The following is an 18,307-nucleotide window of genomic DNA, read 5'->3' on the forward strand; positions in this document are numbered from 1 at the left end:
AAGCGTCAGTGAGCGTGCCGGTGCTGCGCCGCCGCCGAGCGGAGTCCGGTAATGGCGGCGCCGGGATCCTCGGCGCCGAACACCGCGGAACCGGCCACGAAGGTGTCGGCGCCCGCGTCCGCCGCCTGCGCGATCGTCGACTCGGTGATGCCGCCGTCGACCTGCAGCCACACCGACGAGCCGCGCCGTCGCGCTTCGTCGGACAGGCGCCGCAGCTTCGGCATCGTCTCGGGCATGAAGGATTGGCCGCCGAAGCCGGGCTCGACCGTCATCACGAGGATCTGGTCGAAGTCGTCGAGCAGATCGAAGAGTCCCTCGACGGCGGTCGCCGGCTTGATGGCGACGCCGGCACGCGCACCGATGGCGCGCAGCCGGCGCGCGAGGGCGACCGGCTCGGTGGCGGCTTCGAGGTGGAAGGTGACCGACGCGGCGCCGAGCTCGGCGTAGCCGGGTGCCCATCGGTCGGGGTCGGCGATCATCAGGTGCACGTCGAGCGGGACGGGGCTCGTCGCCTGGACTCGCTCGACCATCTGCGGACCGAAGGTCAGGTTCGGCACGAAGTGGTTGTCCATGACGTCGACGTGCACGAAGTCGGCGGCAGCGATGCGCGCGAGCTCCGCCTGCATGTTGGCGAAGTCAGCGGCCAGGATGCTCGGATTGATGCGGACGCCGCCATCGCGGCCGTTCTCGTCACGGTGAGGCACGGGTCCATTATGGTCGAGCCGTGGACACCATCACGGGGCTGCTGCGCGGCGCGCTCGACGAGGTCCGGCCGCTCGGCGACGGCGCCACGGCGTCGTACATCCCCGAGCTCGCCGAAGCCGATCCGGAGCGACTCGCCCTCTCCGTCGTCGGACCACGGGGGCGAGTGCGATCCGTCGGCGACGAAGACGCCGAGTTCACCATCCAGTCGATGTCGAAGCCCTTCGTGCTCGCCCTCGCCCTCGTCGATCACGGCCGCGACGCGGTGTTCGCCAAGGTCGGCGCCGAGCCCAGCGGCGAGCCCTTCAACGCCATCAGCCTGGAGGCCGACACCGGTCGGCCCGCCAACCCGCTGATCAACGCCGGCGCCATCGCGACCACCGCGCTCATCGGCGGCGACGACGTCGACGCCCGCACCGCGCGCATCGTCGAGCTGCTCTCGGCCTTCGCAGGGCGGTCGCTCTGGATCGACGAGTCCGTATACGCGTCGGAGTCGTCGACCGGCGACCGCAATCGCGCCCTCGCCCACCTCATGCGCTCGTACGGCGTCATCGACGTGCCGGTCGACCTCGCCGTCGAGACCTACTTCCGCCAGTGCTCCGTGCTCGTCACCGTCCGCGATCTGGCGGTCATGGCATCCACGCTCGCATTCGGCGGATGGAACCCCGTGACGGGCGAGCGCGTCGTCAGCGAGGCCGTCGCACGCGACGTGCTGTCGATCATGGCGAGCTGCGGCATGTACGACTACTCCGGGCAGTGGATGCTGCGCGTGGGGCTCCCGGCGAAGAGCGGCGTGAGCGGCGGCATCATCGCCGTCGCACCGTCGCAGTTCGGCGTTGCGGCGTTCAGTCCCCGGCTCGACGAGTACGGAAACAGCGTGCGCGCGGTGGCGATCGTCGAACGACTCTCGGAGCGGCTCGGCATGCATCTGCTCGAACCGCACGAGAACCTCGCGGCGCCGGCCGTCAGCGTCGAAGGCACGGCCGAGGGACCGACGATCCGGCTGAGCGGCGAGCTGGGCTTCGCCGGTACGGAGCGCGTGCTCCTGGTGCTCCGCGAACTCGCCAGCGGCATGCCGGAGGGGGCGACGCTGACGCTCGACGCCCGCGAGCTCGCACGCACCCACCCTGCCGCGCTCGCCGTGCTGGAGGGCGAGTTCGAGGGGCTCCCCCTCGGTCTGCGGCTGCAGACCTGACGCCGTCGGGCTCAGTCGGGCACGGCTCGGACCGGCGGATCTCAGACGCGGCGCAGCAGCGAGATCGACATCGCGTCGGTGTTGTGCCGGTGCGGCCACAGCTGCGCGCGGCCGGAGCCGTCGGCCTGCGGCGCGAGAGCGGGGTCGCTGTCGGACAGGCCCGTCACCACGTCTCGCGCCGAGAGCTCTTCGACCGCCGCCCCCCACTCGCGCCGGATCTCGGCGACGACACCCGCCGTCTCGGCGAGATGGGGAGAGCACGTGACGTAGGCGACGATTCCGCCCGGCTTGAGCGCTCCCACCGCCGCGCCCAGGAGCTCGCGCTGCAGCTCGCTCAACTCGGGGACGTCGCCCGGCGCCTTACGCCATCGCGCCTCGGGCCTGCGACGGAGCGCGCCGAGCCCGGTGCACGGCGCGTCGACGAGGATGCGGTCGTAGGTGTTGGGCGCCTCCTCGGCACGGAGGCGGCCATCCTGCTCCGACACCGGCACGTCGAGCGGCACGCCCGCGAGAGCGTTGCGCACGAGCCCCGCGCGCGACGGCGAGATCTCGTTCGCCTCGAGCTGCGCCCCGTGGGTGAGCGCCTCCGCGGCGAGCAGCGCGGTCTTGCCGCCCGGGCCCGCGCAGAGGTCGAGCCACCGCTCGCCCTCGCGCACCGGCTCGGCGCGGCTGAGCGCCAGCGCGGCCAGCTGCGAGCCCTCGTCCTGCACGCGCACACGTCCGTCCGACCCGCGGATGATCGCGTCGGGGTCGCCCCCGCCGAGGCGGAAGCCATACGGCGAGAACGGCGTCCTGCGGGCGTCATCGGGGATCTCCGCGAGTCCGGGCAGTGCGATCATCGTGACGCGCGGCGCGGCGTTGTCGGCCGTGAGCAGCGCCTCGAGCTCCTCGGCTCGTCCCTCGGCGGCCAGCGCCCGGCGCAGCGCGCGCACCACCCACACCGGATGCGAGAACAGCAGCCCGAGTTTCTCGTCGTCGGAGCGCGCGCCCTCGGCGATGCGGGTCATCCAGTCCCCTGGCGTGTCTCGCGACACGCGACGCAGCACCGCGTTGGCGAAGCCGGCCGCGCCGCGACCTCCCGCCGTGCGGGCGAGCTCGACCGATTCGTTGACCGCGGCGTGCGAGGCGACGCGCGTCGACAGCAGCTGGTGCACCCCGAGGCGCAGCGCATCGAGCACACCGGGATGGATCTCGGCGATGCCGCGATCCGAGGCGACCGCGATGACCGCGTCGTACGTGCCCTGACGTCGCAGCGTGCCGTAGGTCAGCTCCGTCGCCAGCGCGGCGTCGGCCGAGGAGAGCCCGGCGCGGGCGATCGACGTGGGCAGAAGAAGATTGGCGTACGCGTCGGACTCGTGCACGGCGCGGATGGTGTCGTACGCGACCAGCCGTGCACCGGCAACGCGGCTCACGACCCCGCCACCGGGTCGCTGGTGCGCAGTCCGCGCCACCAGTCCGCTGCGCGCATCGCCCCCTTGCCCGCGGGCTGCACGGTCTCGAGCACGATCGGCGAGGTGCCGGTGCCGACCAGGACCGCCTTGTCGTGGAGCGCGATGCGCCCGGGCTCGAGCGACGGCGCGTCCGAGCCGGCGGCGCGTGCCGCGTGGATCTTCAGACGCGCGGCGTCGACTGTGGTGTGCGCGCCGGGCTCGGGCGTCACCCCGCGGATGCGGCCGAGCACGGCGTCGGCCGCATCGGTCCACCTCACGGCGCCGTCCGCATCGCCGAGCTTCGGCGCATAGGTCGATTCCCCCACCTGCGGGCGCGCGACGGCCGTGCCGGCCGAGATCGCGTCCACGACCTCCGCGAGGAGATCCGCGCCGCTCTCCGCCAATGCTGTGAGCAGGTCGCCGGCCGTCGCGCCATCGGCGATCGGATGCGAGCGCTCGGCGAACACGTCGCCGGCGTCGAGTTCGGGGACGAGCTGGAAGACGCTGGCACCCGTCTGGGCGTCACCGGCGATCAGCGCGTGCTGCACCGGCGACGCGCCGCGCCAGCGCGGGAGAAGCGAGAAGTGCAGGTTGATCCAGCCGTGAACGGGCGTCGACAGCAGTGGCTCGCGCACGAGGCCGCCGTACGCGACGATCACGCCGAGCTCGGGACGGAGTGCCGTGATGCGCTCGGTGACCTCCGCATCGAGCCGGTCGGTGCGGAGCGGGTGCAGGCCGAGCTCTTCGGCGGCGGCGGCGACCGGTGAGGGGGTGAGCACCCGCTTGCGCCCGAGCGGAGCGTCGCGACGCGTGATGACGGCTGCGATGTCGTGATCGGATGCCGCGAGCCGCCGGAGCGCCGGCACCGCCGGCTCGGGCGTTCCGGCGAAGACGAGTCGCATGGGATTCCTCACAGGTCGAGATCGGGCACGTCGACCCGAACTTTGAGTCTATTGCGGGCGGCCGCGACACGTGCCGCCTGGGCGTCCGTCGCCTGCCCCGTCGAGCGCTTCGCCGGTCGCCGGGCTTTGATGGCCGCACTCACCACCGACGCCCGCAGGCTGTCGGCGACACGGCCCCCCAGCGCGTAGTCGAACCGCACCAGCGCACGCACGCCCTCGTCGCGCGGCAGCGGACCCAGCACCGCCTCACCGTCGAGCTCCGGCACCGCACTCCGCAGTTCGGCCAGGGCGGCGTCGACGGCGAGTCTGTCGCCGTCCACGGCTGCGACGCGCACGGTCGGCGGCATCCGCAGAGGCTTGCGATCCGCGAGCTCCATGCGGGCGTACGCCGACTGCGTCCAGGTCGCGAGAGCACGGGCGACGGGTCCGGCGACGCCGACGAGGTGCACCGGCCCGCCCGGCGCGGCCAGAGCCGCCGCGTTCGACCACCAGCGGAGGCATGACTCGCCGATCCGTAGGTCGTCGGCGAGCAGCATCCGATCGCCGTCGAGGAGGACGACGGCGCGATACCCGCCCGCGGCGAGCGGTTCCGCGCCGCGGGTGGCGACCACGAGGGCGGGCCTCGCGTCGACATGCGTCACGGGGTGCTCGCCGTCGGCGACGATGACGCGCACGCCGGGGAACGCGCGTCCGAGTTCGTCGGCGGTGCGCTCGCTGCCGGACGACGCCATGCGCACGCGTGTGGAGGAGCAGTCCGGGCAGGTCCACCCTCCTGCGGCACGGCCGCACCAGCTGCACGTCGGCACGGCGCCCTGCCGGGCCGCGTGGAGCGGGCCGCCGCAGTGGGCGCAGCGGGCGGGATGCCGGCAGTCCGCGCACACGAGCACGGGCGCGTAGCCCGGCCGCGCGACCTGCACGAGCACCGGGCCGTGGGCGAGCGCCTCGCGCGCCGCCGCGAACGCCGCGGACGGCACCCGCGAGCCGCGCGACTCGCCCTCGCGCGTCGCGCTCAGCACGACCCGCGGGCTCCGGCGCCGCGAGGCAGCGAGCTCGCGGAGCCACCCCACAGCGACGAGCCGCTCGACGTCGGTCGTGCGGGTGTGACCCGCGAATACGAGGGCGCCGCCGTCGAGTTCGTGGCGCAGCAGAGCGGCATCGCGCGCGTGGACGCCGGGACTCAGCGGCTCCGACAGGAGCGGGTCGCCGTCGTCCCACAGCGCGACGAGACCGAGCGCGTGGACCGGGGCGTAGACGGCGGACCGATTGCCGATGACGATGCACGGGGCATCGGCCAGGGTGCGCAGGTAGGCCGCGTACCGCAGCGGCGAACTCTGTTTCGCGTCATCGCGCACGACGGCCTCGGCGGGGACGCGACCTGCCAGGGCCGCCTCGAGCTGTGCACGATCGCGGTGGTCGGGGACGACGAGGACCGCGCTGCGCCCGCCGGCGAGCGTGCGGACGGCGGCGGCCACGAGCAGAGTAGCCCACGCGCCCACGGCCGCTCCGTCGGCCGTGATCGAGGGCTGGGGCGGCGCATCGACCGCCAGCCGCTCCGATGCGTCGAGCGCCCCGGCGAGCCCGGGGTATTCGGCGAGCACCGCGTCCGCCCAGTCACGCGCGCCCGGCTCGATCTCGGGCTTCGCGGGCGCCCCCGCTGCGAGCCAGGCCTTCTCGGCGCGGACCATGCGCTTCGGGATCGCCAGGCGCAGGATGTCGCTCGCGGATCCTGCCGCCCGGTCCGCGCAGCGTCTTGCATGCGCGTACAGTCCCGGGGTGAGCACGGGAACGGGCGACACCACCGCCTCGAGATCGGACAGCGGGCGATCGGAGGCGTCGGGCTCGCCCACCTCGACCAGATAGCCCTCGACCACGCGGCCGGCCGAGCGCAGCGGCGCCTTCACGCGCACGCCCGGCACGGCCTTGTCGGCGAGGTGGTCCGGGATCGAGTAGTCGAAGAGCCGATCGAGCTGCGGCAGCGGGGAATCCAGCAGGACCCGGGCGACCCTCCGCGCCGTCATTCCCGACCTCCGCAGGCGGAACGGCGCTCCTCACGCCCCCGGCGCGGGGCGCCCGGCATCACAGCCCGGCGGCGGCGCGCAGGTCGTCGGCGCGGTCCGTGCGCTCCCAGGTGAACTCCGGCAGCTCGCGGCCGAAGTGCCCGTACGCGGCGGTCTTGGCGTAGATGGGACGCAGCAGATCGAGCTGATCGATGATCGCCTTGGGACGCAGGTCGAAGACGTCGAGGATCGCCCGGGTGATCGCCTCGTCGGACACCCGGCCCGTGCCGAACGACTCGACGTAGAGCCCGACCGGCTTGGCCTTGCCGATCGCGTAAGCCACCTGCACCTCGAGGCGATCGGCCAGACCGGCGGCGACGGCGTTCTTGGCGACCCAGCGCATCGCGTAAGCGGCGGAGCGGTCGACCTTCGACGGGTCTTTGCCGCTGAATGCACCGCCGCCGTGCCGGGCGGCGCCGCCGTAGGTGTCGATGATGATCTTGCGGCCGGTGAGGCCGGCGTCGCCCTTGGGACCGCCGATCACGAACGGGCCCGCGGGGTTGATGTAGTACTTCACGTCGGGCATCTCGAGGCCCGTGGTCTCGAGCACCGGGTCGATGACCTCGGCCCGCACCGCCGCGCGGAGCGCCTTCTGCGAGATGTCGGGCTGGTGCTGCGTCGAGAGCACGACGGAGTCGACGGTGCGCGGGACGTGGCCGTCATAGCCCAGCGTCACCTGCGTCTTGCCGTCGGGGCGCAGGAACGGCAGTTCGCCCGACCGGCGCACCTCCGACAGCCGCTCGGCGATGCGGTGCGCCGTCCATGCCGCCATGGGCATGAGCTGAGGGGTCTCGGTCGTCGCGTAGCCGAACATGATGCCCTGGTCGCCCGCACCCTGCAGGTCGTGCGGGTCTTCGGAGCCGTCCTCGCGGCGCTCGAATGCCTTATCGACCCCCGCGGCGATGTCGGAGGACTGCGCGCCGATGGACACGCTCACCCCGCACGAGTCGCCGTCGAAGCCGGTGTCGCTCGAGGTGTACCCGATGCTGTTGACGACCGATCGGACGATCGCGGGGATCTCCACGTACGCGGACGTCGACACCTCGCCGGCGACGTGCACGAGGCCCGTCGTGACGAGGGTCTCGACGGCGACGCGGCCTCTGGGGTCGGCCGCGAGGATCGCGTCGAGGATGCTGTCCGAGATCTGGTCGCAGATCTTGTCGGGGTGCCCCTCCGTGACGGATTCGGACGTGAACAGACGCAGGTCGGTCATCGGTGCTCCAGATCGGAAGTGTGCCGGCACCAGTATGCCCCCGAAGGCGGACAGTGCCGCCCCGGGGGCATCAGGAGATCGCGGGCTCTTTACTCGACGGGACGAAGGCGGAGCTTGTCCTCGTGGATCTCGTGCATCGCGATGGTCAGCGGCTTGTCCTCGACGGTCGAATCGACGAGCGGGCCGACGTTGTCGAAGAGGTTGCCCTCGTGGAGGTCGGAGTAGTAGTCGTTGATCTGGCGCGCACGCTTCGACGCGAAGATCACGAGCTGGTACTTCGAGTCGACCTTCTCGAGAAGGCTGTCGATGGGGGGCTCGATGATGCCCTGGTTCGTTCCGGCCATGGGAATCCTCCTGGATCGGATGACGGTGGGAAGGTCTGCGGGCCCCGGACGAACCGAGGCATCCCACCATTCTACGTCAGCGGCGCCGATCAGCGCGCAAGGCGTGCCACCTCGCTCGCCGCGCGGGCGACGTCGTCGTTCACGACACGGAAGTCGAACTCGCCCTGCGAGGCCAGTTCCGTCTTGGCCGTGCGCAGCCGCCGGGCGCGCTCCTCGGCGTCCTCCGTGCCGCGGCCGACCAGCCGGTCGACGAGCTCGTTCCAGCTCGGCGGGAGGAGGAAGACCAGGGTTGCCGAAGGCTCGGCCGCCCGCACCTGGCGGGCGCCCTGCAGGTCGATCTCGAGCAGTGCCGTGCGCCCATCGGCGAGCACGCGCTCTATCGGGGTGCGCGGGGTCCCGTAGCGGTGCGCGTTGTGCACGGTGGCATGCTCGAGCAACTCCCCCGCCGCGATCATCCGGTCGAACTCGGCGTCGTCGACGAAATAGTAGTGCTCGCCGTCGACCTCGCCGGGGCGCGGCGCGCGCGTGGTCGCCGAGACCGACAGGTGGATCTCGGGGTGGTGCTCCTTGATGTAGGCCGCCACCGTGCCCTTGCCCACCGCGGTCGGGCCCGCGAGCACGACGAGCCTGCTGCGACCGCCGCGCGGCTCGAGCTCGGGCCAGCGCTCGTCGAGGAAGCGGCGCAGCGTCTCCCGCTGACGGGCACCCAGGCCGCCGAGTCGCTTGACCGGCGAGATCTCGAGGTCCTTGAGGATCCGGTCGCGCTTGCCTTCACCGATGGCGGGGATCGACGTGAGGAACTCTGTCACCCGCATGGCGCCCGCCGGCGACTCCGGCTCGGCCAGGGCACGCCGCAGCAGCTCCTGCGGCGTGATGACGCGCATCGCGACGTCCTTCTTGAGCGATGCCCGCTCCCGCCGGGCGGCCACGGCGCGACGGGATGCCGCCACCCGGTCGACTTCCGGAGGTGTGGTGCGCATGTCAGCCACGGAGGGCCTCCCGGTAGAGCTCGGCACGTTCCGCGATGCGGGCCGCGATGTCGGCAGGCCCCGCCGATAGGATGCTGCGACTCTCGGACGCGACCACGTGGGAGGCGGCGGCGCCGAACAGCGCAGGAAGATCCTCAGGGGCCGCACCCTGCGCGCCGAAGCCGGGCGCCAGGATGGGAGCGCCCCGGAGCGCCTCGTCGGAGAGCCCGACCGCGGCACGGTCGACGGTCGCCCCCACGACGAGACCGACCGGTCCGAGCCCGCCCGCGAACGCGGCCGATCCGTTCACCCAGGCGATGTCGCGCGCGACGCGCTCCGCCACGGTCTGCCCGTCGCCCGCGGCGACGTCGACGACCTGCGCGCTCTGCAGCGCGAAGGCCTCCGGGTTGCTGGTGGCGGCGAGCACGAACGCGCCCTTGTCGTGGCGCACGGCGGTCGTCAGCGTGGCACGCAGCGAGTCTGCGCCCAGATACGGGCTCAGCGTCACCGCGTCGGCCTCGAGCGGCGAGCCGGCGGTGAGCCACGCGGCGGCGTAGCCGTCCATGGTCGTTCCGATGTCGCCGCGCTTGGCGTCGGCGATCACCACCAGGCCCGCGCCGCGCGCGGCCGACAGCACGTCTTCGAGCGCGGCGAAGCCGGCCGAGCCGAAGCGCTCGAAGAACGCGACCTGCGGTTTGACCACCCCGGCGCGGCCTGACGCGGCCTCGACCACGCGGAGGCCGAACTCGCGCACGCCGGCGGCCGAGACATCCACTCCCCATTCGGTGAGCAGGTGCTCATGCGGATCGATGCCGACGCACAGGGGGCCGTGGGCGTCGAGCGCGGCGCGCAGCCGCGTGCCGAATGCGGTCACGCGCGCACCGCCCGGTCCGCGGCGTACTCCTGCAGGCTCTTCACATCGAAGCCCTCGCGCAGCACCGGCAGGGCGCTCACCGCCGCGCCGAGCACCGCCATCGTCGTGAACAGCGCCTTGTCGCCGGCCACGGCCGCGGCGCGGATCTCGTAGCCGTCGGCGCGGGCGCTGCCGCCGCTCGGGGTGTTGACGACGATGTCGATCTCACCGGCGTTGATGAGGTCGACGATGTTGGTGGCGCCGGTCTCCTGCGTCTCGGAGAACTTGCCGACGACGCGCACCTTGATGCCGTTGCGCGAGAGGATCTCGGCGGTGCCCTCCGTCGCGACCAGGTCGAAGCCGAGCTGCTGGAGGCGGTGCGCTGGAAGGATGACGGCGCGCTTGTCGCTGTCGGCGACCGAGATGAAGACGGTCCCCTCGAGCGGCATGCCGCCGTACGCGGCCTCCTGCGACTTCGCGAACGCCGTCGGGAAGTCGCGGTCGATGCCCATGACCTCGCCGGTGGAGCGCATCTCCGGGCCGAGCACCGAGTCGACCGTCTGGCCCTCGGCCGTGCGGAACCGCTTGAACGGGAGCACGGCCTCCTTCACGGCGACAGGGGCGTCAAGCGGCACGCGCGAGCCATCCTGCACGGGAAGCAGACCCTCGGCCTTCAGCTCGGCGATGGTCGCTCCCGCCATGATGCGCGACGCTGCCTTCGCGAGCGGGATGCCGAGCGCCTTGGACACGAACGGCACCGTGCGGCTGGCACGCGGGTTCGCCTCGATGACGTAGAGGACGCCGGCCGAGATCGCGAACTGCACGTTGAGAAGGCCGCGCACGCCGACGCCTTCGGCGATCGCGTGGGTCGCCGTGCGGACGCGGTCGATGTCGGAGCGTCCGAGGCTGACGGGCGGCAGCGTGCAGCTCGAGTCGCCGGAGTGGATGCCGGCCTCCTCGAGGTGCTCCATGACGCCTCCGATGTAGAGCTCGTCGCCGTCGAACAGCGCGTCGACGTCGATCTCGATCGCGTCGTCGAGGAAGCGGTCGACCAGCAGCGGGAGCCCGGGACCGATGATCGCCGCGTCGGCGATGCGCACGAAGTAGTCGCGCAGCGCCTCGGTGGAGTAGACGATCTCCATGCCGCGACCTCCGAGCACGAAGCTGGGACGCACGAGCACCGGATAGCCGATCTCCTCGGCCACGCGGACCGCGCCCTCGACATCGGTCGCGGTGCCGTTGCGCGGCGCCACGAGTCCGGCATCGTCGAGCAGCCGCGAGAAGAGCTCGCGCTCCTCGGCCAGGTCGATCGCCGCGGGCTTCGTGCCGAGGATCGTGTAGCCGGCCTCTTCGATGCCCTTCGCGAGGCCGAGCGGCGTCTGGCCGCCGAGCTGGCAGATGACGCCGAGGATCTTCCCCGAGCGGGACTCCGCGTGCAGGACCTCGAGCACGTCCTCGAGCGTCAGCGGCTCGAAGTACAGGCGGTCGGAGGTGTCGTAGTCCGTCGAGACGGTCTCGGGGTTGCAGTTGACCATCACCGTCTCGAAGCCGGCGTCCGAGAGGGCGAACGAGGCGTGCACGCAGGAGTAGTCGAACTCCACCCCCTGCCCGATGCGGTTCGGGCCGGAGCCGATGATGACGATCTTCGTCCGCTCCGACGGCGTGACCTCGGTCTCGTAGTCGTAGCTCGAGTAGTGGTACGGCGTGAGGGCCGGGAACTCCCCCGCGCAGGTGTCGACGGTCTTGTAGACCGGGCGCAGGTCGAGCGCGTGGCGGATGCCGCGCACCGACACCTCGCTGTCGCCCCGCAGCTCCGCGATCTGGGCGTCGCTGAAGCCGTGCTCCTTCGCGACGCGCAGGGTGGGGGCATCCAGCTCCGCCGCTGTCCTCACGAACTCGGCGACCTCGTTGATGAGGACGATCTGGTCGAGGAACCAGGGATCGATCTTCGTCGCCTCGAAGGCCTGCTCGACGGTCGCGCCCTTGCGCAGCGCCTGCTGCAGCACGACGATGCGGCCATCGGTCGGGGTCTTCGCGACCTCGAGCAGCTCGTCCACCGTGCGCGGCTCGTCGCCCCAGTGGAAGCTCGACCCGCGCTTCTCGAGCGAGCGCAGCGCCTTCTGCAGGGCCGTGGCGTAGTTGCGGCCGATCGCCATCGCCTCGCCGACCGACTTCATGGTCGTCGTGAGGGTCGTGTCGGCTGCGGGGAACTTCTCGAAGTTGAAGCGCGGCACCTTCACCACGACGTAGTCGAGCGTCGGCTCGAAGCTCGCCGGCGTCACCTTGGTGATGTCGTTCGGGATCTCGTCGAGGCGGTAGCCGATGGCGAGCTTCGCCGCGATCTTCGCGATCGGGAAGCCGGTCGCCTTCGAGGCGAGCGCCGATGAGCGCGACACGCGCGGGTTCATCTCGATGACGATGATGCGTCCCGTCTTCGGGTCGACCGCGAACTGGATGTTGCAGCCGCCGGTGTCGACGCCCACGGCGCGGATGATGTCGATGCCGATGTCGCGCAGCTTCTGGTACTCGCGGTCGGTGAGGGTGAGCGCCGGCGCCACTGTGATGGAGTCGCCCGTGTGCACGCCGACCGGATCGACGTTCTCGATCGAGCACACGACGACCGTGTTGTCGGCGGTGTCGCGCATGAGCTCGAGCTCGTACTCCTTCCAGCCGAGGATCGACTCCTCCAGCAGCACCTCGTTGGTCGGCGAGTCGTGGAGGCCGGCTCCGCCGATGCGGCGGAGGTCGGCCTCGTCGTATGCGAAGCCCGATCCGAGTCCGCCCATGGTGAACGACGGGCGCACGACGAGCGGGTACCCGAGCCTCTCGGCGCCGGCCAGCAGCTCGTCCATGGTGTGGCAGATGACGGATGCCGCGACATCGGCACCGGCCGCGATGACCAGCTCCTTGAAGATCTGGCGGTCCTCGCCCTTGTTGATCGCCTCGAAGTCGGCGCCGATGAGCTCGACGTCGTACTTCTCGAGGATGCCGTTCTTGTGCAGGTCGATCGCGGCGTTGAGAGCCGTCTGGCCGCCGAGCGTCGGCAGGATCGCGTCAGGCTTCTCCTTCGCGATGATCGTCTCGATCACGCGCCAGTTGATGGGCTCGATGTAGGTCGCGTCCGCGAAGTCGGGGTCGGTCATGATCGTGGCCGGGTTCGAGTTGACGAGGATGACGCGCACGCCCTCGTCGCGCAGGACCCGGCAGGCCTGGGTGCCCGAGTAGTCGAACTCGCACGCCTGGCCGATGACGATCGGGCCGGAACCGATGACGAGGACGGAATTGATGTCGTCGCGCTTAGGCATTCTTCTTGGTCTCCAGGGTCGCGACGACGAGGTCACGGAAGCGGTCGAACAGGTAGTTGGCGTCGTGCGGGCCGGCCGCGGCCTCGGGGTGGTACTGCACCGAGAAGGCCGGGATGTCGAGGGCGCGAAGGCCCTCGACGACGTTGTCGTTCAGCCCGACGTGGCTGACCTCGATGCGTCCGTAGCCGTGGGGGCTGTCGAACGCGCCCTCGATCGGCGCGTCCACGGCGAACCCGTGGTTGTGGGCGGTGATCTCGACGCGGCCCGTGGCCTTGTCGAGCACCGGCTGGTTGATGCCGCGGTGACCGAAGGGGAGCTTGAAGGTGCCGAGGCCGAGGGCACGACCCAGAAGCTGGTTCCCGAAGCAGATGCCGAAGAACGGGAGGCCGTCGTCGAGCACACCTCGCAGCAGCTCGACGTGGTCGCCCGACGCCGCCGGGTCGCCCGGTCCGTTGGAGTAGAACACGGCGACCGGGTCGATGGCGCGGATGTCGTCGATCGTGACGTTCTGCGGAAGCACGTGTACGTCGAACCCGCGGGCGGCGAGGTTGTCGATCGTGGCCTGCTTCACCCCGAGGTCGAGCACCGCCAGATTGCCGATGCGCTCCCCCGTCGCGGTGGTCACCTGGGCGGCTTCCACCGACACCTGCGCGGACAGGTTCTGCCCGGCCATCTGCGGCGCCTCGCGCACGAGCTCGAGCTGGCGCTCTGCGTCGAGCGACGCAGCATCCCCCGAGAAGATGCCGCCGCGCATGCTTCCCGCCGCCCGGATGTGGCGGGTCACCGCCCGCGTGTCGATGCCGCAGATGCCCACCACGCCGTCGTTCACCAGGGCGTCGTCGAGCGACTCGTCGGCGCGCCAGTTCGACACGACGCGCGAGGGGTCGCGCACGATGTAGCCCGACACCCAGATGCGCCGGGACTCGGGGTCTTCGTCGTTCATGCCGGTGTTGCCGATGTGGGGTGCGGTCTGCAGCACGATCTGCCCTGCGTAGGACGGGTCGGTCAGGGTCTCCTGGTAGCCGGTCATGCCCGTCGCGAAGACGACCTCACCCATAGTCGTGCCCTGAGCGCCGTACGCGCGCCCGACGTGGCGCGTGCCGTCCTCGAGGACGAGCACCGCGGGGTCGGAATGGAAGAGGGAGGTCATACGTCGGTTCCCGTCTGCGTGGGGGTGTGGATCGCCGAGATGCCGTCGGCGACGGCACGGGCCGAGGCGTCCTGCGGGCGGAGATAGGAGTCGACGACGGTGCCGTCGTCGAGGCGCCACGACAGGCGCAGGAGACCGTCGCGCTCGACGACCCGATCGATGGTGACCGTCGCCTGACCGGCGCCGGCGATACGGTCCGCGTCGATGAAGACGCGCGGCTGACCGGTGAGATCGAGCGCGACACCGGCGTCGGTGACGGTGAGGTCCGCACGCGACCGGTACGTGAGGCCCCGGATCGCGAGGCGCTCGAGCGGCTCGCCGTGGCGGGTCGTCGCGACGTACAGGACAGGGTGAACCGACCGCGTCGTCGCTCCCGCGGGGATCTCGCCCACCGGCGCCAGCAGACCGCGGTCGCGCTTGCGGCGCCCGAGCCAGGCCCACGTCCCGAGGGCGAGGAGCAGGACCGCGGCGCCGACCATGATCAGGATGGCGGTCTGCTGGCTCATGCGCGCACTCCCAGCGCGTCGAGCACGACGCCGTCGACGACGGTCGGACTCCCGGCGTGGAGCGTCCAGCGCACCTCGCCGGGAAGCTCGCGGCCGAGATACGGCGAGTTGACGCTGCGGCCACGCAGGTCGGCGGTCGAGAACGTGCGCACGGGCGCGGCGTCGTAGAAGGTCAGCGATGCGGGCTGCCCCTCGGTCAACGGCGTGCCGTGCCCGCGCAGACGCCCGATGCGGGCGGGCTCGCGCGACATCACCCGAGCGACGTCACCCCACGTCAGCAGGCCGGTGTCGACCATCGCCTGTTGCACGACGCGCACGGCGCTCTCGAGGCCGAGCATACCGTTGGCCGCGGCATGCCACTCGCACGCCTTCGCCTCCGCGGGGTGCGGCGCGTGGTCGGTCGCGACGATGTCGATCGTGCCGTCGGCGAGGCCCTCGCGCACCGCGAGCACGTCCTCTTCCCGCCGCAGCGGCGGGTTGACCTTGAACCGGGCGTCGTAGTCGCGCACGAGCTCGTCGGTCAGCAGGAGGTGATGCGGCGTCACCTCGGCCGTGACGTCGACGCCGCGCTTCTTGGCCCAGCGGATGATCTCCACCGAGCCGGCGGTCGAGAGGTGGCACACGTGCAGCCGCGACCCGACGTGCTCGGCGAGGAGGACATCGCGGGCGATGATCGACTCCTCGGCGACCGCAGGCCACCCCGCGAGACCGAGCTCGGCCGACACGGCGCCCTCGTTCATCTGTGCGCCTTCGGTCAGGCGCGGGTCCTGCGCATGCTGCGCGATGACGCCGTCGAAGGCCTTCACGTACTCGAGTGCGCGGCGCATGATGAGCGGGTCCCACACGCAGAACCCGTCGTCGCTGAAGACGCGCACCTGGGCGCGAGAGTCGGCCATCGCGCCGAGCTCGGCGAGTCGCTCGCCCTTCTGTCCGACGGTGACCGCACCGATGGGCTGGACGGTGACGAAGCCGGCCGCCTCGCCGAGAGCGAGTTCCTGCTCGACGACGCCGGCCGTGTCGGCGACGGGCGAGGTGTTGGGCATCGCGAACACGGCGGTGTAGCCGCCGGCCGCTGCTGCGCGGGAGCCGCTCAGGATCGTCTCGGATGCCTCGTACCCGGGCTCGCGCAGGTGGGTGTGCAGGTCGACGAGGCCGGGAAGCAGCACGAGGCCGTCGGCGTCGACCACGGTCGCACCGGCGCGGCTCACCCCCGTGCCGATCTCGACGATCATGCCGTCTGCGACGAGGACGTCGGCGGCGGTCGAGCCTTCGACCAGGGCGCCGCGGAAGAGGAGGGTCTCTGCCGGGGAATCGCCGCTCGCGGCGGATCGGGGCAGGCTCATCGTGGGTTCTCCTTCTCTGCGCCCGCTCGGGGATCCTCGCCGCTCTCCGCCCCTGCCAGCAGCAGGTAGAGCGCGGCCATGCGCACCGAGACGCCGTTCGTGACCTGCTCGAGCACCGTCGAGCGGGGCGAGTCCGCGGCCTCTGCGGAGATCTCCAGTCCCCGGTTCATCGGACCGGGGTGCATGACAATGCTATCTGCACCGAGCGACTGCAGACGCCGGGCGTCCAGACCCCAGCGGCGGGAATACTCCCGTTCAGTGGGGAAATACGCGGCATTCATGCGCTCCAGCTGGATCCGCAGCATCATGAGCGCGTGGGGCCTGCCCGCGATCGCCTCATCGAGGTCGTACACCACCCGCGCGGGCCACGCCGAGACATCCTGCGGGATCAGCGTCGGCGGCGCGACGAGGGTCACGTCCGCACCGAGCGTGGTGAGCAGCCAGACGTTCGAGCGGGCGACGCGGGAGTGGAGGATGTCGCCGACGATCGTCACCGAGACACCGGCGAGGTCGCGTCCACGACTGTCGGCGCCGAACCGGCGCTTGCGGATCGTGAACGCGTCGAGCAGTGCCTGCGTGGGGTGCTCGTGGGTGCCGTCGCCGGCGTTCACGACGCCGGCAGTGATCCAGCCGCTCGTCGCGAGGGTGCGCGGCGCGCCCGAGGCGCCGTGACGGATGACGACCGCGTCGGCGCCCATCGCCTGGAGCGTCTGGGCGGTGTCCTGCAGCGACTCCCCCTTCGAGACGCTGGAGCCTTTGGCGGAGAAGTTGATGACGTCGGCGCTCAGTCGCTTCGCCGCGGCCTCGAACGAGATGCGCGTGCGTGTCGAGTCCTCGAAGAACAGGTTCACGACCGTCTTGCCGCGCAGCGTCGGCAGCTTCTTGACTTCGCGCTGCTGAGTGTCGGCCATGTCCTCCGCGACGTCCAGGATGCGCAGCGCGTCCGCGCGCGACAGGGTCTTGGTGTCGAGCAGATGCCTCATGACTCGATCGTCACCTCCTCGCGGCCATCGGTCTCGTCGAGCCGCACGTTCACGCGTTCGTCGCGGGAACTGGGGAGGTTCTTCCCGACGAAGTCGGGCCGGATCGGCAGCTCGCGGTGCCCGCGGTCGACGAGCGTGGCCAGGCGCACTGCCGTCGGCCGGCCGATGTCCTGCAGGGCGTCGAGGGCGGCGCGGATGCTGCGACCGGAGAACAGCACGTCGTCGACGAGCACCACGACCTTGCCGTCGATGCCCCCCGGCGGGATCGACGTCGGCTGCGGCGCCCGCGTGGGGTTGCGGTGCAGGTCGTCGCGGTACATCGTCACGTCGAGCGCGCCGACGGGCACGGAGGCGCCGCCGAACTGCTCCACGAGCGCGCCGATGCGGCGGGCGAGCGTGACTCCTCGAGTGGGGATGCCCAGGAGGACCAGATTCTCGGGGCCTCGGTTGGACTCGAGGATCTCGTGCGAGATCCGAGTCAGGGCCCGGGTGATGTCGGCCTGGTGCAGCACGATGCGCGTGCTCATCCGCCGCTCCCTTCTCCGCCTCACGGGACGGGCTTAAAGGTTGCTGGTGATCGCGGCCCAGTCTACGACACGGCGAAGGCCGATCCCGAGCAGGGACCGGCCTTCGCCGTCGCGTGCGCGTCAGCGGCGCGCAGCCGGACCTCGCAGCACCTGCGAGGCGACGACGAGGGCGGCGGCGATCAGCACGATGTTCTTGAAGATGTACTGCCCGGTCAGGGTCGGGCCGACAGGGCCGAACACCTCGGCGGGCAGCAGCACGATCGGCGACAGGATGCCGACGAACGCGAGGGCGAGCACGACCAGGCCAACGCGGGCGAACGCACCGCCGGCGATGAGAAGCGCTCCGGCGGCGACCTCGATGACCGCGGTCGCGACCAGTGCCGCCTGGCCGGTGATGAGCCCGAACGTGAGCTTCTCCCACGTCTGGCTGACCAGCGCCTCGACCGGGCTGACCCCCGGGAAGAGCTTGAGGGCGCCGAACACGGCGAAGACCAGTCCGACGGCCATGCGCAGCGCCGGGATGCTCCAGCGCTGGAGCGACACCTTCAGTGCGGCCTCAGCGCGGGCCTCCGCCGCGAACAGCGAGCGGATCGGGTTCGGGCCACCGGTGGACGAAGAACCGACGACGCCCGCGGCGCCGTGGACGGGAATGGTGGTCATGGCGGGACTCCTTCGAAATCTGACCGCCCGCATTCGCGGGCACGGTGATCAGGATCCGAACGGACGCGCGATGATACGTCGCCGCACAGATTGGCGCTGTCTCCACAGCCGCTCCGGCGACCAACGCGGCTCGCCTTGTGAGAGATCTACAAAGACCGGCCTGCTCGAA

Annotated in this window: 16 protein-coding genes; 1 reads left to right on the plus strand and 15 read right to left on the minus strand. The window is 71.5% G+C overall.

Features of this window, described 5'->3' with window-relative positions:
- Nucleotides 1-5: 5 nt before the first annotated feature.
- On the minus strand, nucleotides 6-704 hold the full coding sequence (rpe, locus tag MK786_RS02290) for a ribulose-phosphate 3-epimerase (protein WP_308220015.1): 699 nt from the start codon (nucleotides 702-704) through the stop codon (nucleotides 6-8).
- Nucleotides 705-724: 20 nt separating this feature from the next.
- Here rpe and glsA point away from each other — a divergent pair, with 20 nt between their 5' ends.
- A complete protein-coding gene (gene glsA / locus MK786_RS02295) occupies nucleotides 725-1,897 on the plus strand; it encodes a glutaminase A (RefSeq protein WP_241110632.1) in 1,173 nt (390 codons plus the stop codon).
- 41 nt (nucleotides 1,898-1,938) lie between these two features.
- Here glsA and MK786_RS02300 read toward each other — a convergent pair whose 3' ends face one another.
- The 14 genes from MK786_RS02300 to MK786_RS02365 all read right to left on the minus strand — a co-directional run bounded on the left by MK786_RS02300 (nucleotide 1,939) and on the right by MK786_RS02365 (nucleotide 18,138).
- Nucleotides 1,939-3,309, minus strand: coding sequence for an RsmB/NOP family class I SAM-dependent RNA methyltransferase (locus MK786_RS02300; RefSeq protein ID WP_241110633.1), 1,371 nt, complete (start codon nucleotides 3,307-3,309; stop codon nucleotides 1,939-1,941).
- Nucleotides 3,306-4,229: a methionyl-tRNA formyltransferase gene (gene fmt / locus MK786_RS02305; RefSeq protein ID WP_241110634.1), complete on the minus strand. Its 924-nt coding sequence runs from the start codon at nucleotides 4,227-4,229 to the stop codon at nucleotides 3,306-3,308. The genes MK786_RS02300 and fmt overlap by 4 nt, the downstream gene beginning before the upstream one ends.
- A gap of 8 nt (nucleotides 4,230-4,237) precedes the next feature.
- On the minus strand, nucleotides 4,238-6,247 hold the full coding sequence (locus MK786_RS02310; protein ID WP_241110635.1) for a primosomal protein N': 2,010 nt from the start codon (nucleotides 6,245-6,247) through the stop codon (nucleotides 4,238-4,240).
- Between the two features lie 58 nt (nucleotides 6,248-6,305).
- A complete protein-coding gene (gene metK / locus MK786_RS02315; RefSeq protein ID WP_241110636.1) occupies nucleotides 6,306-7,499 on the minus strand; it encodes a methionine adenosyltransferase in 1,194 nt (397 codons plus the stop codon).
- A gap of 89 nt (nucleotides 7,500-7,588) precedes the next feature.
- Nucleotides 7,589-7,843: a DNA-directed RNA polymerase subunit omega gene (gene rpoZ, locus MK786_RS02320; protein ID WP_191766458.1), complete on the minus strand. Its 255-nt coding sequence runs from the start codon at nucleotides 7,841-7,843 to the stop codon at nucleotides 7,589-7,591.
- 89 nt (nucleotides 7,844-7,932) lie between these two features.
- Nucleotides 7,933-8,823: a guanylate kinase gene (gene gmk / locus MK786_RS02325; protein WP_241110939.1), complete on the minus strand. Its 891-nt coding sequence runs from the start codon at nucleotides 8,821-8,823 to the stop codon at nucleotides 7,933-7,935.
- Nucleotide 8,824: 1 nt separating this feature from the next.
- On the minus strand, nucleotides 8,825-9,685 hold the full coding sequence (pyrF, locus tag MK786_RS02330) for an orotidine-5'-phosphate decarboxylase (protein ID WP_241110637.1): 861 nt from the start codon (nucleotides 9,683-9,685) through the stop codon (nucleotides 8,825-8,827).
- The gene (gene carB / locus MK786_RS02335; RefSeq protein ID WP_241110638.1) at nucleotides 9,682-12,969 is read right to left on the minus strand and encodes a carbamoyl-phosphate synthase large subunit; all 3,288 of its coding nucleotides are present in this window, start codon (nucleotides 12,967-12,969) and stop codon (nucleotides 9,682-9,684) included. The genes pyrF and carB overlap by 4 nt, the downstream gene beginning before the upstream one ends.
- Entirely contained in the window at nucleotides 12,962-14,119 is a 1,158-nt protein-coding gene (gene carA, locus MK786_RS02340; protein ID WP_241110639.1) for a glutamine-hydrolyzing carbamoyl-phosphate synthase small subunit, read from the minus strand. Before carA ends, carB begins: the two co-directional genes overlap by 8 nt.
- The gene (locus tag MK786_RS02345) at nucleotides 14,116-14,625 is read right to left on the minus strand and encodes a hypothetical protein (protein ID WP_241110640.1); all 510 of its coding nucleotides are present in this window, start codon (nucleotides 14,623-14,625) and stop codon (nucleotides 14,116-14,118) included. The genes carA and MK786_RS02345 overlap by 4 nt, the downstream gene beginning before the upstream one ends.
- Nucleotides 14,622-15,968 (minus strand): dihydroorotase, encoded by a 1,347-nt coding sequence (locus MK786_RS02350; RefSeq protein ID WP_241110641.1) that lies wholly within the window; start codon nucleotides 15,966-15,968, stop codon nucleotides 14,622-14,624. The genes MK786_RS02345 and MK786_RS02350 overlap by 4 nt, the downstream gene beginning before the upstream one ends.
- Nucleotides 15,965-16,951, minus strand: a complete 987-nt coding sequence (locus MK786_RS02355; RefSeq protein ID WP_241110642.1) for an aspartate carbamoyltransferase catalytic subunit — start codon at nucleotides 16,949-16,951, stop codon at nucleotides 15,965-15,967. The genes MK786_RS02350 and MK786_RS02355 overlap by 4 nt, the downstream gene beginning before the upstream one ends.
- Nucleotides 16,948-17,478 (minus strand): bifunctional pyr operon transcriptional regulator/uracil phosphoribosyltransferase PyrR, encoded by a 531-nt coding sequence (pyrR, locus tag MK786_RS02360; protein ID WP_241110643.1) that lies wholly within the window; start codon nucleotides 17,476-17,478, stop codon nucleotides 16,948-16,950. The genes MK786_RS02355 and pyrR overlap by 4 nt, the downstream gene beginning before the upstream one ends.
- A gap of 120 nt (nucleotides 17,479-17,598) precedes the next feature.
- Nucleotides 17,599-18,138 carry a DoxX family protein gene (locus MK786_RS02365; RefSeq protein ID WP_241110644.1) on the minus strand — a complete coding sequence of 180 codons (540 nt, stop codon included), beginning with the start codon at nucleotides 18,136-18,138 and terminating at the stop codon, nucleotides 17,599-17,601.
- Between the last annotated feature and the right edge of the window lie 169 nt (nucleotides 18,139-18,307).

The sequence above is a fragment of the Microbacterium sp. CFH 31415 genome, assembly GCF_022538185.1.
Taxonomy (GTDB): Bacteria; Actinomycetota; Actinomycetes; order Actinomycetales; family Microbacteriaceae; genus Microbacterium.